At 56.6% G+C, this 19,282-nt stretch carries 20 protein-coding genes; 6 read left to right on the top strand and 14 right to left on the bottom strand.

Features of this window, described 5'->3' with window-relative positions:
• Positions 1-6: 6 nt before the first annotated feature.
• A complete protein-coding gene (locus tag INF73_RS19785) occupies positions 7-618 on the bottom strand; it encodes a hypothetical protein (RefSeq protein WP_193541650.1) in 612 nt (203 codons plus the stop codon).
• A 187-nt stretch (positions 619-805) separates the two neighbouring features.
• Here INF73_RS19785 and INF73_RS19790 point away from each other — a divergent pair, with 187 nt between their 5' ends.
• Entirely contained in the window at positions 806-1,726 is a 921-nt protein-coding gene (locus INF73_RS19790; RefSeq protein ID WP_059357169.1) for a LysR family transcriptional regulator, read from the top strand.
• Here INF73_RS19790 and INF73_RS19795 read toward each other — a convergent pair.
• The 11 genes from INF73_RS19795 to INF73_RS19845 all read right to left on the bottom strand — a co-directional run bounded on the left by INF73_RS19795 (position 1,723) and on the right by INF73_RS19845 (position 12,180).
• On the bottom strand, positions 1,723-2,175 hold the full coding sequence (locus tag INF73_RS19795; protein ID WP_193541648.1) for a DUF1198 domain-containing protein: 453 nt from the start codon (positions 2,173-2,175) through the stop codon (positions 1,723-1,725). The two genes, INF73_RS19790 and INF73_RS19795, sit on opposite strands and share 4 nt — an antisense overlap.
• A gap of 151 nt (positions 2,176-2,326) precedes the next feature.
• Entirely contained in the window at positions 2,327-3,331 is a 1,005-nt protein-coding gene (locus INF73_RS19800; RefSeq protein WP_193547309.1) for an alpha/beta fold hydrolase, read from the bottom strand.
• 160 nt (positions 3,332-3,491) lie between these two features.
• Positions 3,492-4,883, bottom strand: coding sequence for a hexose-6-phosphate:phosphate antiporter (uhpT, locus tag INF73_RS19805; RefSeq protein WP_028014963.1), 1,392 nt, complete (start codon positions 4,881-4,883; stop codon positions 3,492-3,494).
• A 132-nt stretch (positions 4,884-5,015) separates the two neighbouring features.
• Complete coding sequence (locus INF73_RS19810; RefSeq protein WP_028014962.1) at positions 5,016-6,326, bottom strand: MFS transporter; 1,311 nt, start codon at positions 6,324-6,326, stop codon at positions 5,016-5,018.
• Positions 6,319-7,824, bottom strand: coding sequence for a signal transduction histidine-protein kinase/phosphatase UhpB (gene uhpB, locus INF73_RS19815; protein WP_048999162.1), 1,506 nt, complete (start codon positions 7,822-7,824; stop codon positions 6,319-6,321). Before uhpB ends, INF73_RS19810 begins: the two co-directional genes overlap by 8 nt.
• On the bottom strand, positions 7,821-8,414 hold the full coding sequence (gene uhpA, locus INF73_RS19820) for a transcriptional regulator UhpA (RefSeq protein WP_022646555.1): 594 nt from the start codon (positions 8,412-8,414) through the stop codon (positions 7,821-7,823). Before uhpA ends, uhpB begins: the two co-directional genes overlap by 4 nt.
• 82 nt (positions 8,415-8,496) lie before the next feature.
• Positions 8,497-8,784 (bottom strand): acetolactate synthase small subunit, encoded by a 288-nt coding sequence (ilvN, locus tag INF73_RS19825; RefSeq protein ID WP_010426528.1) that lies wholly within the window; start codon positions 8,782-8,784, stop codon positions 8,497-8,499.
• Positions 8,785-8,787: 3 nt separating this feature from the next.
• On the bottom strand, positions 8,788-10,476 hold the full coding sequence (gene ilvB / locus INF73_RS19830) for an acetolactate synthase large subunit (protein ID WP_126300680.1): 1,689 nt from the start codon (positions 10,474-10,476) through the stop codon (positions 8,788-8,790).
• Between the two features lie 106 nt (positions 10,477-10,582).
• Entirely contained in the window at positions 10,583-10,681 is a 99-nt protein-coding gene (gene ivbL, locus INF73_RS19835; protein WP_057979964.1) for an ilvB operon leader peptide IvbL, read from the bottom strand.
• Between the two features lie 107 nt (positions 10,682-10,788).
• Complete coding sequence (locus tag INF73_RS19840) at positions 10,789-11,268, bottom strand: type VI secretion system tube protein TssD (protein ID WP_193541646.1); 480 nt, start codon at positions 11,266-11,268, stop codon at positions 10,789-10,791.
• A 207-nt stretch (positions 11,269-11,475) separates the two neighbouring features.
• Entirely contained in the window at positions 11,476-12,180 is a 705-nt protein-coding gene (locus tag INF73_RS19845) for a hypothetical protein (RefSeq protein ID WP_193541644.1), read from the bottom strand.
• A 693-nt stretch (positions 12,181-12,873) separates the two neighbouring features.
• Between INF73_RS19845 and tisB the strand changes: the two genes are divergently transcribed.
• The 4 genes from tisB to emrD all read left to right on the top strand — a co-directional run bounded on the left by tisB (position 12,874) and on the right by emrD (position 15,730).
• Positions 12,874-12,963, top strand: coding sequence for a type I toxin-antitoxin system toxin TisB (gene tisB / locus INF73_RS19850; RefSeq protein WP_008500146.1), 90 nt, complete (start codon positions 12,874-12,876; stop codon positions 12,961-12,963).
• A 64-nt stretch (positions 12,964-13,027) separates the two neighbouring features.
• Positions 13,028-13,474, top strand: coding sequence for a GNAT family N-acetyltransferase (locus tag INF73_RS19855; protein WP_193541066.1), 447 nt, complete (start codon positions 13,028-13,030; stop codon positions 13,472-13,474).
• A 62-nt stretch (positions 13,475-13,536) separates the two neighbouring features.
• Positions 13,537-14,370 (top strand): EamA family transporter, encoded by an 834-nt coding sequence (locus INF73_RS19860; protein WP_028014955.1) that lies wholly within the window; start codon positions 13,537-13,539, stop codon positions 14,368-14,370.
• A 175-nt stretch (positions 14,371-14,545) separates the two neighbouring features.
• A complete protein-coding gene (gene emrD, locus INF73_RS19865; RefSeq protein WP_193541064.1) occupies positions 14,546-15,730 on the top strand; it encodes a multidrug efflux MFS transporter EmrD in 1,185 nt (394 codons plus the stop codon).
• Here emrD and INF73_RS19870 read toward each other — a convergent pair.
• Positions 15,633-16,721: a cellulase family glycosylhydrolase gene (locus INF73_RS19870; protein WP_193541062.1), complete on the bottom strand. Its 1,089-nt coding sequence runs from the start codon at positions 16,719-16,721 to the stop codon at positions 15,633-15,635. The genes emrD and INF73_RS19870 overlap by 98 nt on opposite strands.
• 84 nt (positions 16,722-16,805) lie before the next feature.
• Entirely contained in the window at positions 16,806-17,732 is a 927-nt protein-coding gene (gene dsdC, locus INF73_RS19875; RefSeq protein ID WP_039024536.1) for a DNA-binding transcriptional regulator DsdC, read from the bottom strand.
• Positions 17,733-17,936: 204 nt separating this feature from the next.
• On the opposite strand from dsdC, the gene dsdX reads away from it, so the two are divergent.
• On the top strand, positions 17,937-19,274 hold the full coding sequence (gene dsdX, locus INF73_RS19880; protein ID WP_193541060.1) for a D-serine transporter DsdX: 1,338 nt from the start codon (positions 17,937-17,939) through the stop codon (positions 19,272-19,274).
• Positions 19,275-19,282: the final 8 nt, after the last annotated feature.

A 19,282-nucleotide genomic window follows, 5' to 3' on the forward strand; every position in this document is an offset into this window, starting at 1 on the left:
TGTCCCTCAACAACAGCAAGCACGATAGATACGTGTATAAAGGCCGTCATTACCGCCAGTAATAAAGTTATCGCCGGCCTGTTGAATGATTTCCTGATAACGCGCATTGGTAAATGCTTCTTTATATGCTGCTTTATCGCCGTTGAATGAGGAGATAAACATTACACCCGGAACGCCGCTGATCAGTGAATGAAATGCTTCGAAACTTTCAATCTTATCTTTGTTATCTCTTACAACATTAAAAATGGTTTCATCGCGCCACTGACGGTACTGCTGATAGTTATGCGCAGGCACTTCGACGTGTCGGAGTTGAATATAATTTGATTGTGGCAAGCTATTTTTATTATCAATTGGGGATTCAACAAACTTAAGCAGTTCGCGACGGATATCGGCAGAAAGAACCTCAGAGAAACGATGGAACATGGATTCCATTTCACTTTCAACCCATGCAATTTCTTTAATATCGTTGAATGCGCGTAATTCCAGCAATTCATTAACGCCGTTTTCTTCACAAGTAAAGTAGCGAACGTTTTCATTGCTTTTTAAGGAAGTAAATTCTTTTTCAGAAAAAGTGTTTTTTAATGGGAAGCGTGATACCAGTACATATTTAGACGACATAATTACTCCGAGTATTGATTAAGTGAGGATTCGGATAGAAATTTATCAATACAGGAAACTATTGGAATTGTTAAATTTGTAATATATTTTTTGTATTACTGTTAAAACGGGTTTTGCTGCCAGCATTTAGCGTGTAATATCGAAATGGAAAAAAGACGAAATACCTTTTCGCATTTAGGACCCACGTATGGCTACAGCAGAACATTTAATCAGCAATAACCTGCCCAGTATCAAACAATTACAATGCTTTCTCGCTGTTGCACATGAACTGAACTTTCGTAAGGCTGCCGAACGTCTGCGCATGACTCAACCGCCTCTGACGCGTCAGATAAAATGCCTTGAAGCGGTGTTGAAACGTCAGTTGTTCAGTCGCAGTACGCATGACGTTAGCCTCACTGAAGCAGGCCGAGCGCTGGTCGTTCAGGCAGAAAAAATACTCAAAGACATCAGCAGCTTAAAAGAAGATCCTCACTCTTCAGAAACGAGTCTGCGCATCGGTCTCACGCGCACGCTTAATTTTGAATATATTGAACCTGTAAATACCCAGCTTCAAAAAATGAACGCCGGAGATGACGTTGAAACGCCCGACCTGACGTCAGCACAGCTGCTGCAAAGCTTGTCTAAAAATATGCTGGATCTGGTGCTGACCGGGGAAAAAGGAACGGGTCATGAAGACATTGTTCAATACCGCTGGGTCTGCCAGGAACCGTTGCTCATCGCAATGCCTTCTTTACATCCTGCCAGTCTGAAAGAGAAAGTCTCGCTGGAAGACATTAGCGATCTTCCACTTTTTTGGTTTTCGAGAAGCGCTAATCCGTCATTCTATGATAAATGCGAAAGCTACTTTGACACGCTGAAAACGCCGCTGAAGCGTATTAAAGAGCCGGATGATTCCCTCGTGATGCTAAGCCGTATCGCAAGAGGGAAAGGGTTTGCGCTGCTGCCTCAGTCAAAATGCACCTTCAATCAGGAGGGGCTATGCTATCGCGAACTAACGGACGATGAGGCAAAGAGATTAAATATTGATATCTATGCCGCAACTCGCCTCAATGAAAACAGAGAGGAGATCCTGAACGCTCAGAATATCTTGTGCGGCAAAAAGGCTTAATGCAGATAAAACACACCTTCTTCCGGCAGAAATAGCTGGTTATAGCGCAGCTGGAAGGCGTTCAGCTCCTGCGGATCGGGCTCCATTTCACGCATAAAGCCAAGTGTCAGACGAATTTGCGCATCGGTAATGGGTGCGGCAAGGCGGGCTTTACGCAGCATACGGTGCCAGGTATGCAGATTCTCTTCGCTACCGTCGACAATACAGACCTGCCAGATGAGCAGCACCTGCGCGGCGTTTTGCAGATGCGCCTCGTCAGGCCGCTCAAGGTAGCGGATAAATTCATTGCCCGGCGTTTTACCGAACTGGTCAATCATCGACTCGATTGGCATCGGGGTAATCCCCAGCCGTTCGCTTAAACGTTTGATGGCGCGGCGGGAATCTGAGGTCAGGACGCGAAATCCCACCACAAACACCACGGCAAGCGTTGCCAGCATTATCCAGACCATGCGTTCTCCTTAGACTAGCCGCTCATCATAGCGGGAAACGCAGCGTGTCGACAGCGGGTACGACCAGAATAGTGAACCGAAAAAAGCTGGATAAATGCGATGAAAGCAATCCCGCGCAGGCGTGGCTGCGCGGGCTGTTGCTGGAGACCCGTCAGCGCGCCTGAAGCCCCTTCAACAGCGCCTCGTGAAAGCGTGCGGGATCCTGCATCTGCGGCGCGTGGCCCATGTCGTTAAACTCCACCAGCGTCGCGTGCGGGATGCGCTTCGCCGTCTCTTTGCCCAGCACCGCATAATTGCCGAGCGTCTTGCGGATCTCCGGCGGGGCGAGATCTTTCCCGATGGCGGTGTTGTCCTTTGTGCCGATCATCAATAATACCGGCATCTTCAGGTCGCTAAACTCATAGATAACCGGCTGGGTGTAGATCATGTCGTAGAGCAGCGCCGAGTTCCACGCCACGCGCGCTTTGCCCGGCCCGTTGTTCAGCCCGGCAAGCATCGTAACCCAGCGTTCGTATTCCGGCTTCCACTCCCCGGCGTAGTAGGTGTTTTTCTCGTACTGGCGAATGCCGTCGGCGCTGACCTTCAGCTCGCGCTGGTACCACTGGTCAACCGTGATATGCGGCACGCCGCGCGCTTTCCAGTCTTCAAGCCCTATCGGGTTGACCATCACCAGCTGCTCTACCTGCTGCGGCCACATTAGCGCGTAGCGGGTCGCCAGCATGCCGCCGGTCGAGTGGCCGATAACCGTCGCGCGATCGACGCCAAGCGATGTGAGCAGCGCGTGGGTATTGTCCGCCAGCTGCTGGAAGGTGTACTGATAATGCGCCGGCTTGGTGGATTTACAGAAACCAATCTGGTCAGGTGCGATCACGCGATACCCGCTGGCCGACAGCGCACGGATCGTGCCGTACCAGGTGCCGGCGCAAAAGTTTTTGCCGTGCATCAGCACTACGGTACGTCCGTTGGGTTTTTCCGGCTTCACGTCAAGGTAAGCCATATCCAGAGACTGGTTTTGCGAGGTAAAGGTAAAGTGTTTTACCGGCCAGCCGTAGTCGAAACCTTCCAGCTTCTCGCCGTAGGTGGGGGCATTCGCGGCCATTGCGGGGGACGCCAGCGCCATCAGCAGCGCCAGGCAGGAAAATTGTCGGGTTAACATGCAAGCTCTCCGTTAGCAAAAGGGGCTAAGGCTGCACGAAAGGCGGCAGCAAAAAACACTGTAGAGCATGGAGAGGAGTGGGTGTGTAAAGCGGGGTAAAGGTAGGACGAGCAAATAAAAAAGCCCGGCGGTCAGCCGGGCAAAGAAGTTACCTGCACACTCAGGCCGCTTTTAATTTCTGCGCGCGGTTCTCGCGGCGAATTTTACGTTCTTCCAGCACCGCGACCATCGCCATCAGGACGATACAGCCAATCGCTGCCGCATCCAGCGCCGCGAAGGTGCCCGCCCAGCCGGTAAGGCCGAAAATCGGCGTGCCGTCGGCGATCATCCCCAGGCCAAGCTTGGCGAAGCTGTCGCCGATCAGGTAGGCGAAGGTGCCTTTAATACCATCGGCGGCGCCGATCGCTTTTTTCGGCACGAACCCTACGGCCGCCACGCCAATCAGCAGCTGCGGGCCAAACACCAGGAAGCCGAGCGCGAACAGGGACGCCAGGTAAACGTACTGGTTACTGGCGTGCTGGTAGATGCCGAGCGTGGCGATAATCAGCGCCAGCGCGACGCAGGCCACCAGCGCACGACGGCCGTTGGCGAGGTCGGAGAGCCAGCCCCACAGCAGCGTGCCGACCAGCGCGCCCACTTCGAACAGGGTGAAGCCCTGAATCGCCACCTCTTTCGAGAGCTTCAACTCCTGGAAGGCGTACACCGTTGACCACTGGTCGATGCCGATGCGCACCACGTACAGGAAAATGTTTGAGAAGCACAGCAGCCAGATCACTTTGTTTTTCAGCACGTACTCAACAAAGATCTGCCATTTGGACATCTCGTTCTCTTCGGTCTCTTTGTCCTCTTCGCTGATCTCCTCCCCGAACAGCTCTTCCGCTTTGCCGAGGCCGTAGGATTCCGGGGAGTCGCTGCCGAAGCGCAGGCCGATAAAGCCGACGATCAGGGCGATAATCGACGGGAAGATAAACATGCCGATCACGTGGCCGTCGAACAGATAGTTCGCGCCAAACAGCGCCACGCCTGCCGCACCCGCCCCGCCGAGGTTGTGGGAGATGTTCCACATGCCGAGGTACGAACCCCGCTTGCGGCGCGGCGTCCATTTGGTAATGGTGGAGTAGCTGCACGACCCGCCGGTGCTCTGGAAGAAACCGCTCAGGGCGTAGAAGGCAATCATCAGGAACAGGCTGACGGAGCCCGCGCCCATGCTGGCGCTGAAGCCGAGCATACAGATGGCGGAGAGGATCAGCATAAACGGCAGGAACTGCTTGGTGTTTTTGCCGTCCGCGTAGTAGGACACAACCGTTTTCCCCACCCCGTAGGTGATGGAGAAGCCCAGGCCAATCATCCCCAGCTGCGTCATGCTCAGCCCGTAGGTGGAGATCATGTCGTTCTGCGCGATGTTAAAGTTTTTGCGGATCAGGTACATGGTCAGGTAGCCGATGAAGACCACCAGATAAGACTGCATGAACGGTTTGAACCACATCTTGCGCCGCACGTCGAGCGGCAGATCCAGGGTCGGCTTGCGCACCTGGTTTAAGAAGGCCAGCATGGTTGGTTTACTCCTGAGCTGATTTTTGCAGCATTGTAAAAATCAGCCGGGAGAGATGCCTGAGACAGCGTCCAGGTGAAACCGGGAAAATTTCCTAGTTTTGCGGCACTCGGCAACAAAAGGTGAGGCACGTCACGCTTCGCGCGGCGCCTGGGCGTGCAAAAACGGCAGCAGCAGCAGGGCGGAAATGCCCGCCGCGATGGCGATCGCCGCGAAGAACCCGCTCCAGTGCCAGACGTCGATGACCCGTGCCAGCGGCCAGCCGGAGAGCGATGCGCCGAGGTAGGCAAACAGCCCGACAAAGCCCGTTGCCGCGCCTGCCGCCTCCTTGTGCGAGCACTCCGCCGCCGCCATGCCGATCAGCATCTGCGGACCAAACACGAAAAAGCCGATGGTGAAGAAGCACGCCGCCTGCATCACGTAGCTGGCGAACGGCATCAGCCACAGCGAGCCGACGGAGAGTAAAATCCCGGCGGCAAAAATCAGGTTCATCGGGCCGCGGTTGCCGTTGAACAGCTTGTCCGAGCCCCAGCCCGCCACCAGCGCGCCGATAAACCCGCCCAGCTCGAACATCGTCACCGCAGAGTTGGCGGTCACCAGGTCCACGCCGAGCGTCTCGGACATGTACAGGTTGCCCCAGTCGTTGATCGCCGCGCGCACCACATAGACCAGCACGTAGCAGAGGGACAGCAGCCAGATGTACGGATTTTTCAGCACGTACTTGGTGAGGATTTCCTGGCGGGACAGCCCGGCGCCCTCCTGCTGCTGAGCGATCTCCATCTCGTCGTGCCGCCAGTCGCCCACCGCAGGCAGGCCGACGGTTTGCGGCCTGTCCCGCAGGCGCCAGCAGAGGAACAGCCCGGCGACAATCGCGAGGGCACCGGCAATCATCATCCCCGTGCGCCAGCCGTAGTGCAGCGCGGCAGCCCCCACGACCATCGGGATCAGCGCCCCGCCAACGTTATGCGCGGTGTTCCAGATTGCCCACCAGCCGCCGCGCTCGTTGCGCGAGTACCAGGCGGTGAGCAGGCGGGCGCAGACCGGCGCGCCCCAGCCCTGGAAAAAGGCGTTCAGCGCCCACAGCAGGGCGAAGGCCCACAGCGAAGTGGAAAAGCCAAACAGGATGTTCACCACGCCGGTGGCGATCAGCCCAACGCCCATGAAATAGCGGGCGTTGGAGCGGTCGCTGACGATGCCGGAGAAGAACTTCGACAGCCCGTAGGTGATGTAAAACAGCGTCGCCAGCAGGCCGATATCGGTGCGCGTCATCACGCCGCTGGCGAGGATTTCCGGCGCGGCGGCGTTGAAGCTTTTACGGGTGAAGTAGAACAGCGCGTAGCCGAGCCAGATGGTGATCAGGATATGGCGACGCCAGTAGCGGTAGCGGGCGTCGATTTCCGCCTTGTCGCGCAACGGAGCCGCGCTGGTTGGGGTTTTAAACATGGTACGTCCTTAACGGCAAACTGACGCTGACGCGCGTCCCGTGGGTGCAGGAGAGGGTCAGCGTGCCGCCCAGCGCCTTGACGCGCTCGCGCATGCCCGCCAGGCCAAAGCCCTGCTGGCCGGAGCCCGGCGGCAGGCCGCAGCCGTCGTCTTCAATCACCAGCATCAGGCGCTCGTCCTGCTGCCAGCCCTGGATCGTCACCGCGCTTGCATTGGCATGTTTAACGATATTGTTCAGCCCCTCCTGACAGACGCGGAACAGCGTCACGCGCTGGCCTTCGCTGAGCAATGATTCATCAATGCGCCAGTCGAGATGGCTGACAATGCCGCGGCTTTCCAGCTCCATCTCGCGCATCAGGGAGCGTATCGCCTGCTCCAGCGACAGATCATCAAGCTGGCGCGGACGCAGCCGTCCCAGCAAGCGGCGAACGGCGTCATAGACACCCAGCGAAAGCTGTTCGATATGCGCCCCGCCCTGCTTCACGCCCGCGTTATCCGCCGCCAGACGCTGGACGATGCCCGCCTGCGTGCGGATGGCGGTTATGGTCTGGCCGATATCATCGTGCAGTTCGCGGGCCACCTCCTGCCGCACGCTCTCCTCGGTCTCCAGCAGACGCTCCGCCAGACGACGGTTGCGCGCCAGCTCGGCTTGCAGGGACTGGTTCAGCTCGCGCAGACGCTGAATGCCCGCCCCGAGCAGCAGCCCGGTCAGGCTCTGGGCCAGCAGCGAGAGCAGCAGATCCACCGGATGATCGTGCCAGGTCTGGCTGGCGATCAGCGCGATGGCGTTCATCAGCGTGGCGATCAGCGCCCCCTGCCAGCCGTAGTGCCAGGCCAGAGCGATGATCGGCAGCGCCAGGCAAAACGGCGTGAAGCGCGAAAGCTCGGCGGGCAGACCAAGCTGCAGCCACAGGCTCACCATAAACAGCAGCAAATACCAGATGAGGTGTCGGGCGCGCCAGTTCACCGGTTGGGAGACCAGCGCGGGGCCGAGCGGCTGCCAGACGGTGCTTGTGAGGTAGTGCCAGAAAACCAGACAGGTCGGCGCGAGGGTCAGACCACCGGTCAGGGTCAGAAGCAGGGCGTTAAGCATCTCCTTCTCGCCGATCCACGGCAGGGATTGTAACAGCGCGGCGGCAATCAGCGCCGCCCCCTGACGCAGCAGCGTGCGCCAGTCGCGCTGGTAGCGGTAGCGGGAAATCAGGGCAACGGGGAGAAGCGTAAGCAGGCTTCCGGTCATCAATAAGGGAAGATGCGCGAGGGCCACCTCCTGCGCCAGCCAGACCAGCATCAGCCACTCCGCGCCGAGCAAAACGGGCCAGTAGCCGCGCGGGCACTGGAGCATTAGCCCCAGACGCAGGCCGAAGGGAAACAGCAGCACGGCCAGCTCCGGGCGCTCCACCAGGTGCAGGCTGATGCTCCACAGGCAAAACCACGCGGCGGAGAAGATAAAAAAACTGGCGACGACGGCGATCAGCCGTGAAAAAGCGGAACTCATTGCCAGCTGTCGAACATGCGACGCGCCAGCTCAACGTCGTTACTGACGTTGAGTTTTTCCATCAGGTTGGCGCGGTGGACATGCACGGTTTTCGGCGACAGATCCAGCTCGGCGGCAATCTCTTTCACCGACATGCCTTGGGCAAGCTTCTCCGCCACCTGGCGCTCGCGTCTGGTGAGCGGATCCTGACGTCCGGCCGCCAGCTTGATGGCGATATCCGGCGTCAGGTAGCAGCCGCCGGTGGAGACGGTGCGCACCGCGGCGATCAGCTCGTCCGGGCTACAGCGTTTGGAGAGGAAGCCGCGTGCGCCCGCGTTGAGCGCCTGCTCGACCAGCGCCGGGCTGTCGTGAACCGAGAGCATGATCGTCGCCATCCCTTTCGGCAGCTGGCTCAACAGCTCCAGCCCGGAGAGATCCGGCATCGAGATGTCGCAGATGCAGACCTGCACCCCGCGCCCCGGAAGGCCCGCCAGCGCCTCGCGACCGGAGCCAAACTCGGCCACGACCTGGAAATCCGGTTCGAGGTTAAGAAGCTGGGCAAAGCCGGAGCGGACGATAAGGTGGTCGTCGATGAGAGCGATGGTGGTCATGTGTGTTCCTGCGATCTGAAAAAGCCGGATGACGCTGCGCTTATCCGGCCTACAAGAGCGAAAGACGCTTACCTTAAGCGATTTACTCGAAAAACACCGCAATTTTGTTAAACATGGTGGGATCGGACTGGTTGCGCGCCACTTTGGTGACGTCTTCCAGCTTGTCGATCTGCGCCATCATCTGCTCCAGACGCTGATCGTCGTTGACCAGTAGCCAGATGCGGCTGTGCTCGCTGCCCTGAATCGGCAGGCAGAGAATGCCTTCCACGTTAAACGCCCGGCGGGCAAACAGCCCGCAGACGTGGGTCATAACGCCAGGGTGGTTGCGGACGGTGAGTTCCAGAATGACGTTATCATGTTGTTTCTGCATGGTTTATTCCCCCACCATCTCAGTATTTGCCGCACCCGGCGGCACCATCGGATACACTTTTTGTTCAGGGTCGATACGCACGTGGATCAGCGCCGGGCCAGGACGCGAGATCGCCGCCTGCAGCGCCGCGTGGGCGTCTTCTTCCGCGTTCAGATCGCAGGTGTGCAGGCCAAAGCCGGCGGCAATCTGCATAAAGTTAATCATCCCCGGATAGGTCGCCGCAAACACGCCCTGCTTGTAGAACAGGCTCTGCTGCTGGTGTACCAGGCCCAGCGCCTCATTGTTCATCAGGATGATTTTCACGTCTAACTGGTTTTCGGCTGCGGTGGCCATCTCCTGAATGTTCATCATCAGGCTGCCGTCGCCGGAGAAGCAGATGACCTTGCGGTCCGGATTCGCCAGCGCCGCGCCCACAGCTGCGGGCAGGCCAAAGCCCATGGTGCCGAGACCGCCGGAGGTCAGCCACTGGCGCGGACGGTTCAGCGGATACGCCTGCGCGGTCCACATCTGGTGCTGGCCCACGTCGGTGGTAATAATCGCGCTGTCGTCCACGCAGGCGGCCACGGCGTTGATCAGCCCGTAGTGGCTCAGCGGGTCGCCCTCAGCTGGAATGGCGCCCGGGAACTCGCGTTGCAGATCCGCCACCAGCTGACGCCAGTCGGCCCGGTCAGTTGCGTCTGTCTGCGGGATCAGCTGCGCCAGCACTTCGGCCACGTCGCCCTGAATCGCCACGTGCGGCTGTTTGATTTTACCCAGCTCGGCGCGGTCGATATCCACATGAATGATTTTGGCGTTCGGGCAGAACTCCTCGGTTTTGCCAATCGCCCGGTCATCAAAACGCGCCCCCATAACAATCAGCAAATCCGCCTCTTGCAGGATGTAGTTGGTGCTGCGCGCACCGTGCATGCCCAGCATACCTAATGACAACGGATGCGCTTTAGGCAGCATACCCAGCGCCATCAGGGTCATGGTGGTCGGCAGGTTGGCCATTTCAGCAAACTGGCGGATTTCATCCGCAGCGTTAATCGCCCCGCCGCCCAGATAGAGCACCGGGCGTTTGGCGGCGTTAATCATGGCGGCGGCGTCGCGCACGCTTTCAGCGCTGAATTCCGGCGCGGGGGCGCGCTCGCCCGGCTCCGGCAACACGTCGATCTCGATCTCTGCGGTCTGGACATCCTTAGGAATGTCTATCCACACCGGGCCCGGGCGGCCAGACTGCGCAATGCGGAACGCATCGCTGATAACCTGAGGCAGCTCGCTGATATCGCGAACTAAATAGTTATGTTTGGTGATGGGGATAGAGATGCCGTAGGTGTCCACTTCCTGGAACGCGTCGGTGCCGATCATCGAGGACGGCACCTGGCCGGTAATGCAGATCAGCGGAATGGAGTCGAGGCGCGCGTCGGCGATGGCGGTCACCAGGTTGGTTGCGCCGGGGCCGCTGCAGGCCATACAGACCGCCGGTTTGCCCTGCGTACGCGCCATGCCCTGAGCGATAAAGCCTGCCCCCTGCTCGTGACGCGCCAGCACGTGGCGGATCTGCGTGCTTTGGCTCAACGCATCGTACAGCGGCAGCACGGTTCCACCCGGGATACCCGCAACCGTGGTGATGCCCTGTCGTTCCAGTAAATGAACAATCAGCTGCGCGCCTGTAAAACGCGTCTTTGTGGATGTTGTGCCCGAACTTGCCATGCTCCAGTCCTTTTCTTCTGGGCCGACTTTCCGGGGAGGGTCCTAAACGAAAAACCCCGCCCGGTTTGCGCCGGCGGGGTTTTGGATTCGTGTGTTGATCCAGTCCCTACGGCGCATTGCCGACGACCACCACCACACGCACGACGACCACTGCGGCTGGTTGCGCAGTTTTTAGTAGGGTCGAAGTGAAGATGGATGAAGTCATTGGGGACCTGTGTTTGGAATCATTGATTGAATTTATACAAACACAGGTTTTCGGGCGTGACAATGGAAATATTTTCATCTGCGCAAAAATGCGTCAGGGATCACGTTTCAGTACGTTGCTCGCTCATTCCAGGAGTCACTAAAGATGACATTGCCGTCGCAATGCTTCCAGGTGATTTTCTCATAGCGTATGAGAACCGTTTCAAGGTGTGTTCCCGTGTTTGCGCCGGGATACAGGTCAGGTGTGATTGAGGTTATTTTCACATTCTCCAGGAGGATATTAAAATATTCCTGTTCTAAACCCGCCTCATTAATCTGATACATCTTAATGGTGGCTGACTGAAGTGTTCTTCCCGTACTCAGCGCGCGAAAGAGAAGCGGGGTTACACGATCAAATTCTTTCTGGAACATGATGGGCATGTGTATGCGCGTGCCCGTCAATTTCCCGGTATTCCCGTCGACTGGAATGTTGACATTATGAGTGAATGATTTGAGTTCAATTGCACCTTCACGCCCTGTCACAAGGCAGGGGCCAACCATGGGGGAACCATTTTCATCTGAAAGAAATAAATAAGCCGGATTTGACATAAAGAATACTTTTTTTTAAAAAATCAATTGTACTTATCAAAACGACCAAAAATTATTGGATGAACAAGGATAAATACACCGATAGCAATAAATGTGAGTAATACCCAGTGGTCAGGTACCAACCATAGAAAAAAAGAGGCGCATACAAAAACATAAACGGGAAATAAAATATCCGTAAAGAGAATTGATAACAGACTCTTAAACACGCTACTTGTCCCTTAAGTCGTCATAAATCGCTTCAAAATCCCTGTAGAATCCCATTTGAACCTTCTTAATCAATTCAGACAGGAATGGTTCAATAAAGTAATAGAGCATCTCCAGTTGTGCGGCATAGAGGGTGGCGTAATACTTTGGGTCCAACGTTTTCAGGCGACGAGCAGCAAGCGCGCACTTCTGGTCCGTGCCAATCAATTGAAATGCCATAACAACGTTTGGTACGCGACGTGCAAGCCGTTCGACGACGATTTCTGAGAGCAGGCCAGATTTGGAAAGATATATTGCCAACCCCCATGCTATTGCTAAACGCGCTGCTTTGCTTGTCGGGATATTTTTAACAAATCCGGTTATTTGTGAACCCATCTTGCGGGCGCGATTTTGTTCATTTCCATTTTCAGAGTCATTTAGAACACTTTTAAAATAAAGATAGAGCATCTGTGCTATTACATCGCGATAACGGTAAAGAGACACAACGGAGAGGTACATTCTCTTTTCTTCTGAGAGAAGCTCATCACATACATCGTGATAGCTGGGGATTAAGCATGATGAGTACCAGCTTACACGCTCCATTCCTGAATAGATATCAGAGCCGATTCCCTTTAATGCTTTCCATGTCCCGGCAACGCCTTGCTGTCCATAAATAGCCAACTGCCTGTCGCTCTGGAACTTCATCTTCAAATAATCCGATGCTTGCATAACATATCCATATCATGCCTATGGTTATAAGAATATACATTGAAAAGCAGTGTATTTCAAACCGGTGAAATTGCCTCAAAAATACATTCACGAGAAAAATAATTTGATTAACTATTATTTTTTACGGCTATATACGATGCGGTTTTAATATCCTGGAGAGTCTGTTTTTTTATAATAAATGACTTATTTGGTGCTGCATCTCGTAAAACTATCCTGGTTCCCCTGCATAAAATTGATTTCATAAGAAGCCTGACCGGGCCACCGCTTATCCCGGTATTTTTTTGTGGGCAGACCAGAAAACAAAAAACCCCGCCGGAGCGAGGTTTTTATCAGGGTTTTGCGGTTGGTCGCCGCAGAACACACTGTGTTACGTCAACGGAAAAAGTATACGCGATCGAACTCGAACGCGCAATTCCGGCACGGACTTTGACGTTTTTGAGTATGGATCACCATCCAAATTTTGTCCAAAAAATACTGTTCATGCATACAGTATTTATCTATACTGAGGGTGTTCGCAGTGAGCGAGGGGGCCGCAGTTCTACCGGCGCAACGAAGTCCTGGCTGAAACGGGTGGTGCCGTCAGTGCCTTAACCCCTGAAGTGAGCACACTGTGTTACGTCAATCCAGGTGCTGGCAACAGGCGGCGGAAAGGTACGCCAGCATCGTGCTCCTTTTAACCAAAAGGAGACGCGTATGAGCGTAGTGGATATGGTGATACTTATCCTCAAACTCATTGTTGCAGTACTGCAACTGCTTGATGCTGTCCTGAAATTCGTTCGGTAATTCAGGTTCAAGTCGCACCTGAGAGGGGCGGGCAACCGCCCCTCTTTAATAACGAGGGAATGCTATGTCGCGTCTGTTAATTGAGCCTGTCACACCGGATGAGCCGGGGTATATCGCCCTGAAGGCGGAAAGTATCGCGCTGAATTTCAACATGCTGCACAGGCTGGAAGAGAACTGGCTGCGGGGTGAGAACCGCTTTAACGCGCCGGGTGAAAAGCTGCTGGGTGCGTTTCTTAACGGCAAGCTGGTGGGCGTGTGTGGCCTCAACCGCGATCCGTTCAGCCAGCAGCCGCGTGCCGGACGCATTCGCCATCTCTACGTCAGCGAGAAGTGCCGCGGGCTGGGCATTGGAAAACAGCTTTTAACCGTAGTGATGGCGGATGCCAGCATCTGGTTTGATTTTCTGAATACTCACGCGCCAGACAGCGCGTACGGATTTTACAATCGAGCCGGTTTTACGCTGGTCTCAGACGAACCGCGGGTGACGCACCGCCTTTTTTGTGCGGTGTAACCGGCTGGCGGCAACAGGATGTGAATGTTACAGTTGAGTGACAATTCATCACCCAATACGCCATGACCATCACCGTTTTCTGCATTTTGCTTTTCGCCGCACTGCTGCATGCCAGCTGGAACGCTATCGTTAAAGCCGGAACGGATAAACTCTACTCTGCGATCGGCGTTAGCGGCTCAGCCGCGATTATTGCCCTGATTTTACTGCCCTTCTCACCACAGCCTTCTGCGGCAAGCTGGCCGTTTTTGATCGTCTCCTGCGCCTTACAGGTGGTCTACACCGTGCTGGTGGCGAAAACCTATCAGGTCTCGGACATGAGCCAGACCTATCCGCTGATGCGCGGCACCGCCCCGCTGCTGGTGGCGCTGATCAGCGTGCTGGCGCTCGGCGACCATCTCTCCTGGCTCGCCTGGTCCGGTATCGGAGTCATTTGCCTGTCGATTCTGGCGATGGCGATGAATGGCCGCATGCAGTCACGCAGGGGGATCTGGCTGGCGCTGCTGAATGCCTGTTTTATCGCCGGGTATACGCTGGTGGACGGCACCGGCGTGCGGCTGTCGGACACCGCGCTGGGCTACACGCTCTGGACCTTCTTTATGAACGGCTTCTGCCTGCTGGGCTGGGCGATGGTGGCGCGTCGGCGCGAGGCGTCCAGCTACCTGCGCCTGCACTGGAAAAAAGGGCTGCTCGGCGGCGTGGGAACCATGGGCTCTTACGGTCTGGCCCTCTGGGCGATGACGCAGGCGCCGCTGGCGGTGGTCGCCGCGCTGCGTGAAACCTCGATTCTTTTCGGGGCGCTGATCGCCTTTGTCCTTTTAAAAGAGAAGGTTGCGGGCCTGCGCATCGCGGCAGCGCTGGGTATTGCTGTCGGCGCTATTCTGCTGCGTCTGGCGTAAATCGCTGGCAACATTAGTTGCCGTTCTTGTTTACAAATCCTGCCTTTCCCGGTTTTTTCATTCACCGCAACAATGCTTAAATTGTCATCTGTCTGTGGTAGATTCCTCGCGCATTTATGGGAATGCGTAGTCACTTATTCTTCATTTCTCTCTTTTGGCAAAAGTATTCAGCGACATGAAAAAGCAAAGGAACGTTAACTTATTGTTGATGCTGGTGTTACTGGTGGCCGTCGGTCAGATGGCGCAAACCATCTACATTCCGGCGATTGCCGACATGGCAAAGGAACTGAACGTCCGCGAAGGCGCGGTGCAGAGCGTGATGGCAGCCTACCTGCTGACCTATGGCGTTTCACAGCTCTTCTACGGCCCGCTCTCCGACCGCGTCGGGCGTCGCCCGGTGATCCTGGTGGGCATGAGCATTTTCATGGTAGCGACGGTGATTGCCATTACCACCCACAGCCTAACCGTACTGATTGCCGCCAGCGCCCTGCAGGGCGTTGGGACGGGTGTCGGCGGGGTGATGGCGCGAACTTTACCGCGCGATATGTATCAGGGCACCCAGCTCCGCCACGCCAACAGCCTGTTAAATATGGGCATTCTGGTCAGCCCGCTTCTCGCTCCGCTGATTGGCGGCCTGCTGGACACAATGTGGTCCTGGCGCGCCTGCTACGCCTTCCTGCTGGTGCTCTGCATCATTGTCACCTTCAGCATGGCGCGCTGGATGCCGGAAACCCGCCCAAAAGACGCGCCGCGCACGAAGCTTCTCACAAGCTATAAGACGCTGTTCGGCAACGGCGCGTTTACCTGCTACCTGCTGATGCTGATCGGCGGCCTGGCGGGTATTGCAGTGTTCGAAGCCTGCTCCGGCGTGCTGCTGGGCGCGGGCCTTGGCCTGAGCAGCATGGTGGTGAGCATTCTGTTTATTCTGCCGATCCCGGCGGCGTTCTTTGGCGCCTGGTTTGCCGGGCGTCAGAACAAGCGCTTTTCAACCCTGATGTGGCAGGCCGTGATCAGCTGCCTGCTGGCGGGTCTGATGATGTGGATCCCGGGGCTGTTTGGCGTGATGACCGTCTGGACGCTGCTGATTCCGGCGGCGCTGTTCTTCTTCGGCGCGGGAATGCTGTTCCCGCTCGCCACCAGCGGCGCGATGGAGCCGTTCCCGTTCCTTGCAGGTACGGCGGGCGCGCTGGTGGGCGGTTTGCAGAACATCGGTTCCGGCGCGCTGGCCTGGCTTTCAGCGATGATGCCGCAGACCGGGCAGGCTAGTCTGGGCCTGCTGATGACGCTGATGGGGCTGCTGATTTTACTGTGCTGGCTGCCGCTGGCGTCGCGCGTTCCGCATCACGAGCAGCCGGTTTAACCGCATGATGGCCCGGCTTCTCGCCGGGCTTTTCACAGACGGGCGCAATCATCGCCTGCAGTAACGGCTCTGGCGCTGGCCGCCAGGCCCCCTCTTCCCCGTCGTAAAACTGGAAGTCCGCGTTAAGCGCATACGGAATTTTCGCCTTTTGCAGCTCGCAGGCCATATAGGTGGCAAAGGCCATTTGCGAGGCGGTTGGCGTGAGGTGGTTTGACTCCCCCACGCCCCAGCCCCCAACCCAGCTGACGTGCCCGGTTTTTTGCTGCCAGCGCAGCGCGGTGCTGATGCGGTTACGGATAGCCGCCTTCTCCGCCGCCGTGCCGGACGTCCACGGGTATTTGCCACCATTCTTCAGCGGCCCCCACGGGAAAATATGCCACTCCGCCAGCAGATAGGTTTGGCTGTGCGCGGGCAGCTTCAGGCTGGATAACTCCTCCGGCGCGGCACGCAGGCGTGGCGCAATGAAGATCATGCGCTGCGGGTCGATGTCGTGGATCGCTTTAATGGTTTTTTCATACACGCGGTTTAACGACGCGAGGTTGTGGTTAAGCTTGTCGGCTGGCTCATAAATGAGATCAAAACCCAGCAGCGGATAGCTCTGGCCGAAATAGTGCGCCACGGCAATCCACCAGTTGACCGTCTCTTTCTCGTTGTCGGCTTTCGGGTCGTTTTTATATTCATCCGCCTGATACGCGATAATCGGGATCACGCCATACTGCTCGCAGGCTTCCACCAGCTTGCGCAGGTGGATCAGCCGCGCTTCCGTCGGCTCGTCGGCCACGCGGATGCGCACGTGAGTAATGCCTTTAGCCCGAAAATCGCGGACCACCAGCGGGTCGAATTCGCGTATGCCGCGCTCGGTGCGCGCCCAGTCCACATCCATCCCGACGCCAAGCTGCTGCGCATAACGGGCAGCCGTCAGCGGCGGCTCAGCGGCAATGACCCAGCCGGAAGAGATCAGTAACGCGGTCGCTATAAGAGGCTTTAACACGGTTTACCCTGGATAAATCGAAAGCATTACCTGTATTTAGCATGCTTTTTCACATTTGGTGTAGCGCGAAAGCGTAATAATTCTTCAACCTGCCAGTTCTCTCAGCCAGCCGATAAAGGCGTCTATTTTCGGCCACTGTCGGCCCGAAAGCGTCGAAACATAGTAGTGCTGATGGCATTTCAGGGTCTTGTCACCAAACGGGGCGATCAGTTCGCCCCGTTCAAGCCGTTTTTGCACCAGCCGCTTTCTCCCCATCGCGACGCCGACGTGGTTGATGGCCGCAATAATCGCTAAGTCGGAACGATCGAAACCAATACCCGACGATGGCGGCATATTCACCGCAAAGTGCTGCGCCCAGCTCAGCCACTCATCCGTACCGGAATCATTGCTCCAGGCCTGACGGTCGTGCAGCAGCGTGCAGTGGCTAAGGTTATCGGGGTTTTTCAACAGCTCATGCTCGCGGGCATACTGCGGCGAGCAGACGGGCAAAATCTCTTCGTCCATCAGGAAGTGATGAGACAGATGGTTTGGCGGCGTATCGTCGAAATAGAGCGCCAGATCGACCCCCGTTCGCTGCATATTGATGTAATCATTGCCGGTCAGGACGGTGAGCGAAATCGACGGATAGCGGCGGGTAAAGTCGCCCAGCATGGGTACCAGCCAGCACTGAGCGATCGACGGCCGGGAGTAGACCGTCAGCGTGCCGGACAGCGCCTGGTTTTTGATGTCCAGGATCTCCTGATTCAGGGTGTCGAGGGACGATTTTAGCGTCCAGTAAACGCGCTTTCCCTCCTGCGTCAGCTCGACTTTACGGTGCGAACGGACAAACAGCTGAATACCGAGCTCTTCTTCGAGCAGGTTGATGCGGTGGCTCACCGCGCTGGGGCTGAGCGACAGCTCCTCCGCCGCCAGCGCGAAGGATTCATGTCGAGCCGCCACTTCAAAGGTGTACATTTTCGACAGCTGCCAGCCGTTGAGCAGCCGGTTTCTGGCTTCATTTGCATCGGTCATCACAATTCTCACGCGTGGTTTCTGCGCTCAGCATACTGTTTAAGGGTGAATATATGTGAACCTAATGCGGTTTAAGTGCGTTTTTTAGAGCGCAGTCACTCAGTTGATTCAATCTGGCTCACCTGAACGCCAATTTATATCGTTTGTCAGCCCACGCCGCTTTTTCGTCCAATACCCCCAGATGACATAAGGGTGAGGTGAGATATGGGATCTCAGGTCTGGGTTGTGGCAACGCTGCTGGTCAGCATTGTGTTGATTGTTTTAACCATCGTTAAGCTAAAGTTTCACCCGTTCCTCGCGCTGCTGCTGGCGAGCTTTTTCGTCGGCGCAATGATGGGAATGAGCCCGCTGGATATGGTAAACGCCATTGAGAGTGGGATTGGCGGCACGCTGGGCTTCCTGGCGGCCGTGATTGGTCTTGGGACCATTCTCGGCAAGATGATGGAGATTTCCGGCGCGGCAGAGCGCATCGGGATTACGTTGCAGCGCTGCCGCTGGCTGTCAGCAGACGTGATTATGGTGCTGGTGGGCCTGATCTGCGGCATTACGCTGTTCGTGGAAGTGGGCGTGGTCCTGCTGATACCGCTGGCGTTTTCCATCGCCAAAAAGACCCACACGTCGCTGCTCAAGCTGGCCATTCCGCTCTGTACCGCGCTGATAGCGGTGCACTGCGTGGTGCCGCCGCATCCGGCCGCGCTGTTTGTGACCAATAAATTAGGGGCGGACGTTGGAACGGTCATTGTCTACGGTTTGATGGTCGGCCTGATGGCCTCTCTGGTCGGCGGCCCGCTGTTCCTGAAGCTGCTCGGCAATCGTCTGCCGTTTAAACCGGTTCCGGCGGAATTTTCAGACCTGAAGGTGCGGGAGGAGCATACCCTGCCGTCGCTGGGCGCCACGCTGTTTACGGTGCTGCTGCCGATTGCCCTGATGCTGGTGAAGACCATCGCTGAACTGAATATGGCAAAAGACGGCACGCTGTATACGCTGCTGGAGTTTATCGGCAACCCGATCACCGCCATGTTTATCGCCGTGTTTGTCGCCTACTACCTGCTGGGCATCCGCCAGCACATGGGCATGGGCGCGATGCTGACGCACACCGAGCACGGCTTTGGCTCTATCGCCAACATTTTGCTGATTATCGGCGCGGGCGGCGCGTTCAACGCCATCCTGAAAACCAGCGGACTGGCGGACTCGCTGGCGCAAATTCTCTCGAACCTGCACATGCACCCTATCCTGCTCGCCTGGCTGGTGGCGCTGGTGCTGCATGCCGCCGTAGGCTCCGCCACGGTCGCGATGATGGGCGCCACGGCCATCGTCGCGCCGATGCTGCCGCTCTACCCGAACGTCAGCCCGGAGATCATCACCATTGCCATCGGTTCCGGCGCCATTGGCTGCACGATCGTGACCGATTCTCTCTTCTGGCTGGTGAAGCAATACTGCGGCGCGACCCTGAATGAGACCTTCAAATACTATACGACGGCGACGTTTATCGCCTCGGTGCTTGCACTTGGCGGCACATTCCTGCTTTCTTTCATTATCTGAGCGCGAAG

Origin of the sequence: Enterobacter cloacae complex sp. P6RS (assembly GCF_014982245.1) — a bacterium.
Classification (GTDB): domain Bacteria; phylum Pseudomonadota; class Gammaproteobacteria; order Enterobacterales; family Enterobacteriaceae; genus Enterobacter; species Enterobacter bugandensis.

Excerpts from the sequence above, each read along its gene's own strand:
- INF73_RS19785 (WP_193541650.1), bottom strand. The coding sequence starts at position 618 with ATGTCGTCTAAATATGTACTGGTATCACGCTTCCCATTAAAAAACACT.
- INF73_RS19790 (WP_059357169.1), top strand. The coding sequence starts at position 806 with ATGGCTACAGCAGAACATTTAATCAGCAATAACCTGCCCAGTATCAAA.
- INF73_RS19795 (WP_193541648.1), bottom strand. The coding sequence starts at position 2,175 with ATGGTCTGGATAATGCTGGCAACGCTTGCCGTGGTGTTTGTGGTGGGA.
- INF73_RS19800 (WP_193547309.1), bottom strand. The coding sequence starts at position 3,331 with ATGTTAACCCGACAATTTTCCTGCCTGGCGCTGCTGATGGCGCTGGCG.
- uhpT (WP_028014963.1), bottom strand. The coding sequence starts at position 4,883 with ATGCTGGCCTTCTTAAACCAGGTGCGCAAGCCGACCCTGGATCTGCCG.
- INF73_RS19810 (WP_028014962.1), bottom strand. The coding sequence starts at position 6,326 with ATGTTTAAAACCCCAACCAGCGCGGCTCCGTTGCGCGACAAGGCGGAA.
- uhpB (WP_048999162.1), bottom strand. The coding sequence starts at position 7,824 with ATGAGTTCCGCTTTTTCACGGCTGATCGCCGTCGTCGCCAGTTTTTTT.
- uhpA (WP_022646555.1), bottom strand. The coding sequence starts at position 8,414 with ATGACCACCATCGCTCTCATCGACGACCACCTTATCGTCCGCTCCGGC.
- ilvN (WP_010426528.1), bottom strand. The coding sequence starts at position 8,784 with ATGCAGAAACAACATGATAACGTCATTCTGGAACTCACCGTCCGCAAC.
- ilvB (WP_126300680.1), bottom strand. The coding sequence starts at position 10,476 with ATGGCAAGTTCGGGCACAACATCCACAAAGACGCGTTTTACAGGCGCG.
- ivbL (WP_057979964.1), bottom strand. The coding sequence starts at position 10,681 with ATGACTTCATCCATCTTCACTTCGACCCTACTAAAAACTGCGCAACCA.
- INF73_RS19840 (WP_193541646.1), bottom strand. The coding sequence starts at position 11,268 with ATGTCAAATCCGGCTTATTTATTTCTTTCAGATGAAAATGGTTCCCCC.
- INF73_RS19845 (WP_193541644.1), bottom strand. The coding sequence starts at position 12,180 with ATGCAAGCATCGGATTATTTGAAGATGAAGTTCCAGAGCGACAGGCAG.
- tisB (WP_008500146.1), top strand. The coding sequence starts at position 12,874 with ATGAGCGTAGTGGATATGGTGATACTTATCCTCAAACTCATTGTTGCA.
- INF73_RS19855 (WP_193541066.1), top strand. The coding sequence starts at position 13,028 with ATGTCGCGTCTGTTAATTGAGCCTGTCACACCGGATGAGCCGGGGTAT.
- INF73_RS19860 (WP_028014955.1), top strand. The coding sequence starts at position 13,537 with ATGACCATCACCGTTTTCTGCATTTTGCTTTTCGCCGCACTGCTGCAT.
- emrD (WP_193541064.1), top strand. The coding sequence starts at position 14,546 with ATGAAAAAGCAAAGGAACGTTAACTTATTGTTGATGCTGGTGTTACTG.
- dsdC (WP_039024536.1), bottom strand. The coding sequence starts at position 17,732 with ATGACCGATGCAAATGAAGCCAGAAACCGGCTGCTCAACGGCTGGCAG.
- dsdX (WP_193541060.1), top strand. The coding sequence starts at position 17,937 with ATGGGATCTCAGGTCTGGGTTGTGGCAACGCTGCTGGTCAGCATTGTG.